This is a genomic window from Helicobacter sp. MIT 01-3238, assembly GCF_003364135.1.
Lineage (GTDB): Bacteria > Campylobacterota > Campylobacteria > Campylobacterales > Helicobacteraceae > Helicobacter_B.
This window is the reverse complement of record NZ_NXLN01000002.1, coordinates 117,268-130,228: the sequence shown is the minus strand read 5'-3', so window position 1 is coordinate 130,228 and position 12,961 is coordinate 117,268. Positions and strand designations below refer to the sequence as shown.

The following is a 12,961-nucleotide window of genomic DNA, read 5'->3' as shown; positions in this document are numbered from 1 at the left end:
CTCACTCCCTCCACTCACACCTTAGCACTTTTTCTTATTAGCATCATCTAATATTGCTTTAGCGATATTAGATACACTTGTAGAGATTTGTGAGCTAGCATTTGCTATGCTTACATTTTCTTGGGTTACGGATTCTAGGTTTGTTATGGTTTCATTGATTTGAGCGATTCCAGCAGTTTGCTCTTTTATAGATTCTGCCATATCATTGATTGATTGCACAAGTAAGTTTGTATTTGCTTCAATCTCTCCTAGTGATTTACCTGTGCGCTCTGCTAGCTTTCTCACTTCATCAGCGACAACTGCAAATCCTCTGCCGTGCTCACCTGCGCGTGCGGCTTCAATGGCTGCATTTAGTGCAAGTAAGTTTGTTTGGTCTGCTATATCTCTTATGATTCCTATGACATTTCTAATGTCTTCTGTTTGGTTAATCACTTCATTACTCCTTGAGGATACATTTTGCATAGATGAAGTGATTTCCTCTACTGCTGTTGCTGTTTGCTCTAGGCTTGAGGCTTGAGAGTTTGAGCTTTGAGTAAGAGAAGCTACTGCTTCTTCAAGTTTATCACTTTGTTCATTAAGAGAGTTTGCAAAGTTTAGTGAAGTCTTTAGCATTTTTCTTACTTCTGCACCTAGTGTATTGGTAACGACTTCTACGCGTCCTTTTGCATTTGCTACTTCAGTAGTAAAATCTAGCTTTGTATAGCTATCAAATACACGATTGATTTCGTTTAGGTCTGTGCCTATGGCTGTATTCATTACATTTAGTAGATTATTTACAGAATCCCTTAGTGCATTTAGCTGTGGATTGCTACCCTCTAGTGCGATTCGTCTATCTACTACACCACTTGATTGAATATTGCTTATGACTTCTAGGGATTCTTTGACTAGGGCTGCGTCTTTGTCGATTGAGACTTGGGATTTTTCTATGTTTTCATTGATGATTTGCCCCATTTTGCCTAGCTCATCTTGAGCGCGGATTTTTATGGTATGCACCTCATTTCCCTCGTGGTTAAGGTATTTAAAAAATGAATCAAGCGTGTTTAGGATAATAGGCAAGCGCATAGCGATATTTTTTTTGACAAAGAAAAATATCGCTACCATAATGATAGCAAGCACCACCACAGAGACAAAAAATATGAGTTTTTGGAGATTATATAGTGGCTCTAGCACCATTTTTTTGGGCGCACTTACCACGATAGAGTAAGAAGAGCCATCGCTGTTTTTAAAAGAACTCACACTGATATAGCTATCTACACCTCCCAAAGTCTTATAATCATCAAAGATTCTGTTTTGGGATTGCTTTATGGTGTCATAGACTTTTTGGACTTTTGGAGATTTGTTTAAGTCAAAGTAATTCTCTAGCACGATTTTGGAATTTGTATGCACGGTGATTGTTCCATTGCTATTTACTAGCATTTTATCTTCGCCCTCAAAATTCCTAAGACTTGGGTCAAGTATATATTCCCCCAAAATCGCAGAATCAATGATAAATCCTATCGCACCTATGATTTTTTTGTTTGAGTCAAAAATCGGTGCAGCGACATTCACACCGATTAGGTTGCCACCGACATTGATATTTTTTGGCTCGCCAAAATTTACCAACTCTTTGCCATAGCTAGATTTTAGGGCTTTTTGCACGCTTGATAGTCCCACAATAGCACTATTTGCTTTTTGTAGCTTAAGCCCGCCGTGTGCTTTCATATTTTCATCTTTATAAAAAATCACAAAATCCCCATTTTGGCTTGTGAAATTGGAATTTTTATTGCGGAAATTACTTGGGGGATTTGTCAAATAAATATAGCCATAAGTAGCATAAGATAGATTGTCAAGAGCGTTTGTGAGAGTGTCCTCAAAAATCGTAGGGTCAACCTCATAGTAGGGTATGAGATGTAAAATATCCTCTAGGTTTTGCACTGAAGCAGATAGCATAGAGCTAGATTCCCCAAATGCGTTTGCCACAAAATCTGCGTTTCGTGCAGAAGCGTTTGCGATGACTTGCTCGGCACTGATTTTCATCGTCTCACTTAGGCGAAACGATACGATTAGCACAAGGGAAATAATCCCAAGCGCAACGACACCAAAAACAAATGATACGATTTTTGCTCCAATAGAGAGATTGGAAAACAGCTTCATAGTCAGCCCCTTTTGTTTGGAAATTTGTAAAAAGCGCAACTCCTACACTAAACCCTACTAAAATGTATCCAAACTATATCGGTAAAGAGTGGCAAATTTATATAAAAAATGCACATAAGTTTGCATAAATAAATACTAAAATAAAACTTGGTAAAAATATTTTTAACTTAAAGATTTTGTGGAATTTATTTGTGTGGAAAATATATTTTTAAAAATCTTTTTTTAGACAAAACTTTGGTTATGATTAAAATCTTTTTAAGAATATTTGAGTTACTATGCGCATTTATTTTGCATATAATTCTTACTTTTCTTAAAAGCATAGAAATAATAAGAAAAACATAGCAAAAATGCAAAAAATGTGTAAAAAATTGTGTATAATTGTGCGTAAATATATGTGTGTGGAATGTGTAGAAAAAGGTTTTTTATGAAAAATATCCAAAAAGTGCTTTTGCTTGCAAGCGTAATGAGTGAATTTACAAGTCAAGTGATATTTGCTAGCGAAGTTGCTAGCAGTGAAGTTGCTAGCAGTGAGATTGCTAGAGGGATTGCGCCCGCTGATAACGAGAGAGAGAGAGAGAGCAACTCCCACGCAAATGGATTCTAGCGAATCAAAAAAGAGTGATTTTGCAATATATGATTCTAAAGTGCAAGATTTTAGTGAGAAAAATGCAAAATCAAAAGAACTAACAAAATCACAAGATTTACAAGCAAAAGACTTAGGCAAAGTAGTTGCCAAAGGCTACAAGGACAATGGCACTCAATCTAGGGAGCGATACCAAAGCAGTGCAGGGGAAATCTCACGCAGTATGTTAGAATCTAGTCCAAGTGGCAATGGCGATATAGGCTCGATTTTGCGCTTGCTACCAAATGTGCAGTTTGACAACGCCCAAAATCGCTCTACCACGCAGGGCGAAATCGACCCTGCAAATATCAGCATTTCAGGTGGGCTTTTTTATCAAAACAATTTCCAACTTGATGGCTTCAATGTCAATAATGACCTCACTTCAAATCTCACTAGCGATAATGGCGTAAATGGCACAGGAGCGAAAAATCCACGCTCCCAAGCCTTTAGCATCGATACTTCCTTGCTAGAATCTATCATCGTGCAAGATTCTAATATCAGTGCGAGCTATGGTGGGTTTAGCGGTGGGGTGGTGGAGGCAAATGTGCGCAAACCTCGCAGGGAAATGAGCGGAATCAAAGGCTGGCACGCAAATGTCAGCTATCAATTCACACAAGGCGATGCACGCGGAATCTCCCTTACACACTATCATATCGACCCTGCCATAGAATCAAACTTCTTAAATTCTACAAGCGAATACTATCACCCATACTTCACTAAGCACTTAGTTCGCGCTTCGCTAGAGGGCTATGCTACCAAAGATTTAGGAATCATCGCTAGTTTTTCCACCACGCAGAGCTTTATCCCCACTTTTGTGGCAAATCCTCTTACCAACACAAGTGGACAAAATGCTGGGGACAAAAAAGACCAAAAACGCCAATCCTACAACTACTACATAAAAGCCTACTACAACCCAACCCAAAATCTAACCATAGAGGCAAATCTAGGCTATATGCCACAATATAATAGCTATTTTTGGAGTGGTGGAGCGTATAATGCGGACTATGTCGCACAAAGCGGTGGCACTCAAGCTGGCATAAAGGCAATGTATCAAACACCTATCGGGCTATCTACCACCACGATAGGCTACTCATATATAGATAGTGAGCGAAGTGCTGATTCTAGATATACTTATTATGCACTTTGGTTTGTAAGCGATACGGTAGATTGGGCGCGTAGTGATACAAATTCTGCGTCTATCTACACTGCGGCAAACTATGGCAATATGCGACAAAATTCACATATCCCCACGCTAAAGAGTGATTTTTTGTTTAATCCTATTGTTGTGTGGCGCACCACGCACAATTTTTCACTTGGTGTAGAAGTATCCTATCAAAAAGCCACAAGGCAGAGGCTATCGCCTTATGTGCAATTTGCAAATGACAATAATATCCCTGTGCCCTCAACCACTCCTTGCCCCACCACACCTGATAATCTAGGGCTTATAGCCTGTATGAACGGTAAGCCAACTTCTAATCCCAACACCACTATCTACCGAAATAACCAAACATATCAAGACTACGCCCAAAGCTCAAGAAACGAGCAAGTAAAATCCCAACACACAGGAGCAAACTCTTGGGAAAATGGCTATGATAGTGCGGTGGCACAATACTTCAATGTCATCACGCAATATTATGGAGCAAACAAAATCACGCTTGATAATGTCGCTTATGGTGGGTTTGTAGAAGATGATATGTCATTAGATTTGGGTAAATTTGGGGATATGAATGCGCGTCTTGGATTGAGATTTGAAGGCGATAGCTATATGGATAAGCACACTATCGCTCCTAGATTTTCACTTAGCTATGCCACCCCTACAAGCAAGCAGTGGCGCACCACACTTACCTTTGGAGCAAATCGCTACTACGGACGCAATCTTTTTTCATATAGATTCTTAGATTTTTCTGCGGCTAGGCATTCGCATAAAAGAGATTGTGTGAGTTGCGATTGGGAGGAAATAGAGCTAAATACCGCGCTAAATCCTGCTTGGACTTCAAGCGTGAAATTTAGTAGCTTAAGGATTCCATATAGTGATGAGCTAATGGGAGGGATTTCTAACAATCTAGGAAAATTTAGCGTGGGCTTAAAATATATCTTTCGCAATGGCAAAAATGAGATAATGCGCGTAAGCGCAAACGCGCTAAATCTGCCCGCACAAGAGGGCTACTCCACTAGCTACAATGTATGGAGCAATGAGGGAAAAAGCCAAAGTCATATCATCTCACTAATAGCACAAAATCATAGCACTATTGAAACATTTGGAGTGAAGCACCACTATTTGTTTGCGCTAGATTGGACTCATAGCAAAAGGACTTACAATATCTTTGCAAATAGTGCTGATGATGAATACCTAATGGATTCTCTAATCATATATGATAATGCACCTATGAGGTATAGAGATAGACCTGTGGATAATTTTGTGCGTCCTTTTAGCTTACGACTAAGTACTACGCATAGCTTCAATATAGGGAAGTTTAGGTGGCTATGGAACAATCTTTTTCGCTATCGCTCGCCATATAGCCGAATGGTTACACTAACCACAAGTGCAAGCAACGCGGTGTTTAAGCAGTGGCAAGCACTCTATCCAAACATAGAGGGCGTGTATGTCAAAAAGAATTTTAGGGGAGCATTTAGCTGGGATATGCGACTAGGGTTTGAAGTGGATATGTGGCACAAAAATATTTTTTATGTAAATGTAGACATCTATAATGTCCTAAATGCTCGCAATGAAACAACTATAAGCCAATCAAACGGATACACAGGTTATGATATAGCAGGCTCTAGCTACACTTACGCAGTCTATGAAGTGGGACGACAATTCTGGCTACAAGTGGGGTATAAGTTTTAGCTAATATCTCTCCATAGCGATGACACCGCTACGCAAAATCTCTTTTGGCTTAAACTTGCTTAGGGCTTTTATGAGGCTTGTTATGCGGTGTGGTTTTTCGGTGGCTACGATGATTATGTATTTTTCATTGGCATTGGCGATTTTGCCATTATAAGCCCGAGCTAGTGCTTCAATCCCTGCCAAATCCTCATCAATCCCCACCTTGATAAGTGCTGTTTCTTTCTCTAGCAAATCATCATCATCGCTTACCTTTAGCACGGGGATAAGTTTGTGAAGCTGCTTGATAATCTGCTCTAGCACGCGAGAATCTCCCTCTGTGGCGATAGTGATACGCGATAAATCACTATTTGGGATAGGTGCTACGGTTAGGGATTCGATATTATATCCTCTCCCTGCAAAAAGCCCTGAAACACGCGCTAGGACGCTATGCTCATTGACTACGGTTACACTTATGATTTTTCTTGCCTGCATTTTGAAAGCCTTTAGGTGTTTTGTGTGATTTATGCTAAATGTGTGCCAAAAATTATAAGGCATTATTGTATCGCAAAATCTAACTAGAAATCTCATAAAAATTTAAACAAAATATATTACAATTTTGCGTTTTGTGTTTGCGTTGTGAAAATAATGCAAAGCCCAACACAGAAGCTAAGATTTTGTATGCCAAGATTTTGACACTTTAAGATTTTGCACCAAAATCTAGCTTTTGTAAAATCTAGCTTTTGTAAGGAAAAAAATGTTTGAAACTCTAAGCACCTCTTTTAAAACCATTGCTTCCAAAATCCGCTTCAATGATGATGAAAAATCACTAAATCGCGCACTAGATGAGCTAAAAAAAGCCCTGCTAAAAAACGATGTCCACCACAAAGTAACCAAAGCCTTGCTAGAATCTATCGCGCTAAAAACCAAGCAAAAAGGCATAGGCAAGCAAAGTTTTTTGGATGCGATGAGCGAAAGCCTAACGCAGATTCTAACCACAAGCGGAAACTATGGCTTTGTGTATGCACCTCGTCCGCCCACGGTGGTGCTTATGTGCGGATTGCAAGGTAGTGGCAAAACCACAACCAGCGCAAAGCTAGCAAACTACCTAAAAACTCGCAATAAAAAGGTGCTACTTGTGGCGTGCGATTTGGCTAGGCTAGCCGCAGTTTCCCAGCTAAAGATTTTGGGAGAGCAAATCGAAGTGGAGGTTTTCACACCACAAAGCCTTGCGGAACAATCTAGCGAAAAATCCAATCTCACACCCCAAATAGTCGCAAAAGAAGCCAAAAAAAGGGCATTGCAAGGGGGATTTGATGTGATGATAGTCGATAGCGCAGGGCGACTATCAATCGATGAAAATCTAATGGACGAGCTAGAAGCGATAAAAAAATCTATCGAGCCAAATGAAATCTTTTATGTAGCAGATTCTCTAAGCGGACAAGACGGTTTGCGTAGCGCGGAGGCATTTCATCAAAAGGTGGGCTTAAGCGGTGTGATTTTGAGCAAATTTGATAGTGATTCAAAAGGCGGAATCGCCCTAAATATCGCCTATCAGCTACAAATCCCACTGCGCTTCATCGGCAATGGAGAAAAAATTCCAGACTTAGACATAGCAATGCCAGATAGAATCGTATCTAGGCTTATGGGTGCGGGTGATATAGTATCTCTAGCAGAAAAAACTGCCGCAGTGATTGATGAAAAAGAAGCAAAAGACATTACCAAAAAGCTAAAAAAGGGGCAGTTTGGGTTTGAGGATTTTCTAGCACAAATAGAAAATGTCAAAAAACTAGGCTCAATGAGTTCTCTAGTCTCTATGATACCCGGTCTATCTCAAGTAGCAGGTGGGCTAAAAAATATCGATTTAGACAACTCCAAAGAGATAAAAAATATCCGCGCAATGGTGGATTCTATGACAAAGAAAGAGAGAGCAGATGTAAGCCTGCTAAATGGCTCAAGACGCAAGAGAATCGCACAAGGAGCGGGGCTAGAAGTCGCAGATATAAATCGCATTGTAAAGCAATTTGACAATGCAGCAAAGATGGCAAAGCGATTTAGTGGCAAGGGCGGAATGCAAGAGCTAATGGGACTTATGGGGCAAATGAAACAAAGGCACTAAAATCCAAAAAATCTATGACAGCAAAAAACTAGCACAACAAAGAATCTATATAGCTCATATCTGTGATTTTCCTAAATGTGCTTGTTGTGCCCTTTGCCGTGTTTTGTGAATTATCAAAGATTTCTACTTTTTCACAAAGTGGCGTGATTTTTTTTAGATTTTGTAGTGATTCTACATATCTTCTTTCTATTAGGTGTGGCTTTATGTTGTGCCCGCCTTTTTTTACTCGCATTGCTACGCGTTCTTTTGCAAGATTGACAGAATTTAGAGCTACATAATAAAGATAGATTTCATATCCAGCTTTTTTTAGTGTGTCAAATAGTGTAATTATGCTTTTTCCACAAAGTGTGGTTTCTTGGTTAAAGTTTTGCCTTTGGACTATGTAGCTTGTGCGGATTTTTAGGGCGATTTTTGAAGCACGAAATTGGTCTTTTTGCTCACGCCAATCCCCAAAAGAGCTTACAATTTCATCAATATTTATTCGCAGTCCGAAATGCTTCCCTTGCTCTAGCTTATCATAATAAAGAGTAGTTTTGCCAGCACCATTTACACCTGCAAAAATATATGCCTTTGGCTTGTCATAGTTTTTATCATTTGGATTTTGACTTGACTGATTTATGATTTTACTCATTTTGATTGCCTTTTTTCATAACGCAAATTACAAAATACACCATTATTATGTGCCTTTGTTTGCACTTGGCATTATAGCACAAATGCTATGCTTCAAATCGTGTGCAAAAGCACAAAATATATGCTTTAAAAAGCTAGTAAATATAGATTTTGATATAATGCAAAATCTAGGCAAAATACTACAAAACAAAGGACACTAAATGCAAGTAACTCCACTAAAACCAATCACAAATGATGACTTAGAAAAGCTAGGACTTTCTTGGCACACAGATGCTGATAGCACACCATATATCGAACCTGAAATGGTAGAGATAAGTGAGGAGGAAAGCGAGGCTTTTTATGAAGCAGGAAATGAACTATATGATATGTTTTGCGAAGCGGCGCAATATGTCATAGATGAAAAGCTATACTTCGAGCTAGATATACCAAACTCACTAATCCCTATGATAGAGCAAAGCTGGGAGGAGGAGGTGCATTGGCATTTGTATGGGAGATTTGATTTTAGTGGTGGGCTAGATGAGAAGCCTATAAAATTGCTAGAATTTAACGCTGATACGCCAACGCTACTATATGAAAGCTCTGTGATAGCGTGGGCTATGCTAAAGGCAAATGGATATGATGAAAACGCGCAGTTTAATAATATCTATGAGGCATTGGGCGAGAATTTTAAGCGCATAATCACGCTAGGAGAGGATACAGCTAGATTTAGCGAAATCTATGAGGGGTGGAAGATTCTCTTTGCAAGTGTGAAAGGAAATGCTGAAGAAGAAAAAACAACGAGATTTTTGCAAGAAATCGCGCAAAGTGTGGGCTTTGCAAGTGAATTTGGCTACATAGATGAAGTGAAGTTTAGCGAGAGTGAGGGGGTGTTTTTTAATGATGAGAACTACGAATTTTTGTTTAAACTTTTACCTTGGGAATCTATCGCCATAGATGAACCAGAGCTAGCCCTGCTTATGCGCGGGATAATGCAAAATAAAGCGGGCATTTTTCTAAATCCTGCCTATACTTTGCTTTTCCAAAGCAAAAGAATGCTAAAGATTTTGTGGGATTTGTTTCCAAACCACCCATTGCTATTGCCTGCTAGCTTTGAGCCGCTCTCAAATAGTGGTGCAAATGGTGGCGCAAAGCTAGCCCAAGTCAAAAAGGCAAGCTTCGGAAGAGAGGGTGGGGGAGTGGAGATTATTGATGAGAGTGGAGCGACTTTGGCACAAAATATCGGCGAGTATGCCAACTTCAAGCCCGTGTATCAGGAGTTTTGCGAGCTAAATGAGCATAATGGATTTTACTACCAGCCAAATGTGTTTTTTGCCTATGAATCTTGCGGGCTAGGATTTCGCAAAAGTGCCAAAAAAGGCAAAGAGGGGCTAATCTTGGATAACTATTCCAAATTTGTAAGCCACAGAATAGTTTAGGATTGTTTTAAGAATATTTGTTTGATTTTGGCTTAGATAATTATTTTGCGCACGGGATTTTGCTTGGAATCTTGGCTTAAATACTTTGCCAAATCGCACTTAAAGCTGTTTAGTGGAGTAAAATGCTAAAGCTAATGGTGGATAAGGTTGAAATATTATGCAGAATCAAAAAATGGGATTCCAAAAAGAAAACCTAATTTTTTCTTAGATTTCGCACTATTTTGAAATCCCAAATAAGTAAAATAAGCAAAACGCTATCAAATCTAAACCCCCTCCAAACAAACACTAATGCAACTCAGCCCATATTTTGCGCTTCCAAAGATACGCAAGCACCGCCATAATGCCAAAGAATAGCATTATTTTCCAGCCTAGCGATTCTCTTTGCTCTTTCTTAGTGTCGCCCACTTCATTTAGATAGTTTATGACTTTTTCTTCAGCTTCTTTTGTAAGCCCTAGTCGTGGCATAGAAGTGCCGGGTAGAAGTTTTTGTGGGTCATTCATAAACTTATATAGATAGTCCTCGCCACGCGCACGAATCATCATAGACAAATCAGGCGCACGCGCTCCTAAGTATCTCTCCAAATCATCAGTGCTAGAGTTTGAGCTCATATAGAAGTAGATATATGAGCGAGCACCCAAGTAGCGGTTCAAATCGCCGATGACACTAGGCGAAGTGAGCTTGTCATAATTCACGCTATGACAGCGCAAACAAGCCTGCTCAAACACTTCTTTATCGCTGATTTCTTTTGGTGCGATAGAGGAAAGATATGCCACGATATTTCCTATCGCTTCATCTCCTAGCCAATCATAGCCTGACATAGGATAGACTAGGTCTTCTTTGTGCCATAGCTTAGAAGCAAGGATAGGGTTTTTGATAAAGTGTGCCAAAAAGTTGTGGTCTAGCACAGCTGCCACGGTAGATAAATCTGGCGGGATAACGCCATAAGCTTGGGAGACTTCCTCATCGCTTTGCTCTGTGCTACGAGCAGCCAAATCAGGCTGGGACTTCACAGTGTGGCAGGAGTTGCAGTTTTCTACAAAGATTTGCTTGCCCTCTTCTGCATTGCCATTTTTTAAGTCCATCTTGCTCCAAAATCCATCAAGATTTGCTAGATTTTCTTGCGCTTTATCTAGCTCTTTTTGCGCTCGCTCTATGTTTAGCTGATTGCCACTTTTTTGTGCAGATTTTAGGTTGGCATCTGCTTTTTTGACTAGTTGCTTTAAGTCAAAGACATCATTTTTGCCACTTGCGACAAAGTCAAATTCTGCAGGAGCGACTTTTGGGTGCATAACGCTATGTGCCAAAGGCTCTACACCCCAATAAATCACACCAATCACAATCACTACAATGACTAAAATCTTTAATTCTCTCATAGCCCACCTCCTTGCGCAGCTTTACGCTCTTTGATAGTGATATAAGGTAATGCGACAAAAATAAGGAACAAAAATCCAATAGAAGCCACACAACCTATGTAGGTGTTTATCCCCTCTGGTGGGAGCTTGCCATAGACTGTTAGCACGATTAAATCTATGATAAGTAGCCAAAACCACACAAAGTAAGCCTTGCGCTTGTGAGCTGGCTTTACCACAGGGCTTCTATCAAGCCAAGGAAGTAGCAAAAATACCACTTGTGCCACACCAAACGCTGCAAGTCCTATGTCGCTAGCTTTTATCGGTCCTACATTAAAGAAAAATCCACGCAACACTTCATAGCTCCACAAGAAATACCACTCAGGATAAATATGTGTAGGAGTTTTTAGAGAATCCGCTGGGTCAAAATTTACAGGGTCCATAGCAAAATCAAAGTGATAGCACACAAGGTAGAAAAATAGCATCATAAACACGCATATCACAAAAATGTCTTTGGACATAAACACAGGCCAAAAAGGAATAACTTTGGATTCTGCTTTTTTGCCCTCTTCGTATTTTTTTGCTTCTTCCTCGAAGTTTATCTCTTCGCCATCTTGGTTATTTACGTGGGGGAATCGTAGCGAATAGAAGTGAAACGCGATAAGTAGCATTATCACCACAGGCAATAGCACTACGTGAAGCATAAAAAACCTTGTCAAAGTCGCATCAGCTACGACATAGTTTCCTCGTATCCACTCGACTAAATCATCGCCAATAAATGGAATCCCACCAAAAAGGTTGGTAATAACAGTAGCAGCCCAATAGCTCATCTGCCCCCAAGGCAACATATACCCACTAAACGCTTCCGCAGAAAATACCACAAACAGCAACATACCGCCTATCCACACCATTTCTCGCCCTTGCTTATACGAGCCATAATAAATCGCTACAAACATATGAATGTAAATAATCACAAACACCATACTTGCAGCTACTGCGTGGATATGTCGCCACAGCCAGCCAAACTCCACTTCTTTCATAATAGTGAAATTCACGCTATTAAACGCATAGTCTGTATCAGGCTTGTAATACATAAGCAAAAACAGTCCGCTTACCACAAGTAGCGTAAATAGTGTCAGCAAAAGCACGCCCATAGCCCAAAGAAAATTGATATTTTTAGGAATCCAATATTCCGTCATCATCACTTTGAGGAATTTATTTACACCAAGCCTTTTATCAAGCCAATCCATAAGTCCTTCTGATTTGTTAAAAGTCGCCATTTTCTCTCCTTTATGCTTTTAGCATAGCTTCATACTCGGGTCCAGAAACACCAAGCGTAAGCACTGTGCCTTCTACTTTAAATGGCGGAACATCAAATGGTCTAGGTGGTGGAGTGCCCTCGACATTTATACCATCTAGGGTGAATCGTCCGCCGTGGCAAGGACAAAGAAAGCTTTTTTCATCGCTTTTGTAGAATGGTATGCAGCCCAAATGAGTGCAAATCTGCAAACCAAGCGTATACACGGCATCGCCTATCTTGAAGTTTCGCTTCGCATCAAAGCCATCTTGAGCGTCTTTTCTAATGATAAACACAGGCTTACCACGCCACTCAACGCGAGAAAAATCCCCCTCTTTTAGTTCTGCCACATCTACGGTGGTTACACCAGCAGAAACAACGCTTGGGAGAGGGTCCCAAGTCTTTTTCACAGCGATTAGTGAAGCCACAGCACCCACAGCGGTAACGCCACCTAGTGCCATACCCAAGAAATCGCGTCTTTTTACTTCAGCCATTGCGTTCTCCTTTTGCAAAATAAAAGGTTGATTGTAACGATAAACATTTAAAAGTCTTATTAAATAACCACAAAATT

General features: G+C 40.0%; 9 protein-coding genes and 1 pseudogene. 4 read left to right on the top strand and 6 right to left on the bottom strand.

Annotation, left to right across the window (positions count from 1 at the left end; translation table 11 throughout):
- Positions 1-21: 21 nt before the first annotated feature.
- On the bottom strand, positions 22-2,133 hold the full coding sequence (locus CQA40_RS01450; protein ID WP_115519212.1) for a methyl-accepting chemotaxis protein: 2,112 nt from the start codon (positions 2,131-2,133) through the stop codon (positions 22-24).
- A gap of 424 nt (positions 2,134-2,557) precedes the next feature.
- Here CQA40_RS01450 and CQA40_RS01445 point away from each other — a divergent pair, with 424 nt between their 5' ends.
- Entirely contained in the window at positions 2,558-2,737 is a 180-nt protein-coding gene (locus tag CQA40_RS01445; RefSeq protein WP_115519211.1) for a hypothetical protein, read from the top strand.
- Positions 2,667-5,603, top strand: coding sequence for a Plug domain-containing protein (locus tag CQA40_RS01440; protein WP_181882786.1), 2,937 nt, complete (start codon positions 2,667-2,669; stop codon positions 5,601-5,603). The genes CQA40_RS01445 and CQA40_RS01440 overlap by 71 nt, the downstream gene beginning before the upstream one ends.
- Here the strand turns inward: CQA40_RS01440 and ilvN are convergent, their stop codons facing one another.
- Positions 5,604-6,074: an acetolactate synthase small subunit gene (gene ilvN / locus CQA40_RS01435; RefSeq protein ID WP_023928393.1), complete on the bottom strand. Its 471-nt coding sequence runs from the start codon at positions 6,072-6,074 to the stop codon at positions 5,604-5,606.
- Positions 6,075-6,336: 262 nt separating this feature from the next.
- On the opposite strand from ilvN, the gene ffh reads away from it, so the two are divergent.
- Complete coding sequence (ffh, locus tag CQA40_RS01430) at positions 6,337-7,698, top strand: signal recognition particle protein (RefSeq protein WP_115519209.1); 1,362 nt, start codon at positions 6,337-6,339, stop codon at positions 7,696-7,698.
- A 28-nt stretch (positions 7,699-7,726) separates the two neighbouring features.
- Here the strand turns inward: ffh and CQA40_RS01425 are convergent, their stop codons facing one another.
- Positions 7,727-8,329: a zeta toxin family protein gene (locus tag CQA40_RS01425; protein WP_115519208.1), complete on the bottom strand. Its 603-nt coding sequence runs from the start codon at positions 8,327-8,329 to the stop codon at positions 7,727-7,729.
- 199 nt (positions 8,330-8,528) lie between these two features.
- Here CQA40_RS01425 and CQA40_RS01415 point away from each other — a divergent pair, with 199 nt between their 5' ends.
- Positions 8,529-9,743, top strand: a complete 1,215-nt coding sequence (locus CQA40_RS01415) for a glutathionylspermidine synthase family protein (protein WP_115519206.1) — start codon at positions 8,529-8,531, stop codon at positions 9,741-9,743.
- 765 nt (positions 9,744-10,508) lie between these two features.
- On the opposite strand, the pseudogene CQA40_RS11835 reads toward CQA40_RS01415, so the two are convergent.
- The 3 genes and pseudogenes from CQA40_RS11835 to petA all read right to left on the bottom strand — a co-directional run.
- Positions 10,509-11,117: pseudogene (locus tag CQA40_RS11835) on the bottom strand (c-type cytochrome); the annotation flags it as partial.
- Positions 11,114-12,373 carry a cytochrome bc complex cytochrome b subunit gene (locus tag CQA40_RS01405; protein ID WP_115519205.1) on the bottom strand — a complete coding sequence of 420 codons (1,260 nt, stop codon included), beginning with the start codon at positions 12,371-12,373 and terminating at the stop codon, positions 11,114-11,116. The pseudogene CQA40_RS11835 and the gene CQA40_RS01405, both read right to left, overlap by 4 nt.
- 10 nt (positions 12,374-12,383) lie before the next feature.
- Positions 12,384-12,884 carry a ubiquinol-cytochrome c reductase iron-sulfur subunit gene (gene petA / locus CQA40_RS01400; protein WP_023928402.1) on the bottom strand — a complete coding sequence of 167 codons (501 nt, stop codon included), beginning with the start codon at positions 12,882-12,884 and terminating at the stop codon, positions 12,384-12,386.
- Positions 12,885-12,961 lie beyond the last annotated feature (77 nt).

Excerpts from the sequence above, each read along its gene's own strand:
- CQA40_RS01450 (WP_115519212.1), bottom strand. The coding sequence starts at position 2,133 with ATGAAGCTGTTTTCCAATCTCTCTATTGGAGCAAAAATCGTATCATTT.
- CQA40_RS01445 (WP_115519211.1), top strand. The coding sequence starts at position 2,558 with ATGAAAAATATCCAAAAAGTGCTTTTGCTTGCAAGCGTAATGAGTGAA.
- ilvN (WP_023928393.1), bottom strand. The coding sequence starts at position 6,074 with ATGCAGGCAAGAAAAATCATAAGTGTAACCGTAGTCAATGAGCATAGC.
- ffh (WP_115519209.1), top strand. The coding sequence starts at position 6,337 with ATGTTTGAAACTCTAAGCACCTCTTTTAAAACCATTGCTTCCAAAATC.
- CQA40_RS01425 (WP_115519208.1), bottom strand. The coding sequence starts at position 8,329 with ATGAGTAAAATCATAAATCAGTCAAGTCAAAATCCAAATGATAAAAAC.
- CQA40_RS01415 (WP_115519206.1), top strand. The coding sequence starts at position 8,529 with ATGCAAGTAACTCCACTAAAACCAATCACAAATGATGACTTAGAAAAG.
- CQA40_RS01405 (WP_115519205.1), bottom strand. The coding sequence starts at position 12,373 with ATGGCGACTTTTAACAAATCAGAAGGACTTATGGATTGGCTTGATAAA.
- petA (WP_023928402.1), bottom strand. The coding sequence starts at position 12,884 with ATGGCTGAAGTAAAAAGACGCGATTTCTTGGGTATGGCACTAGGTGGC.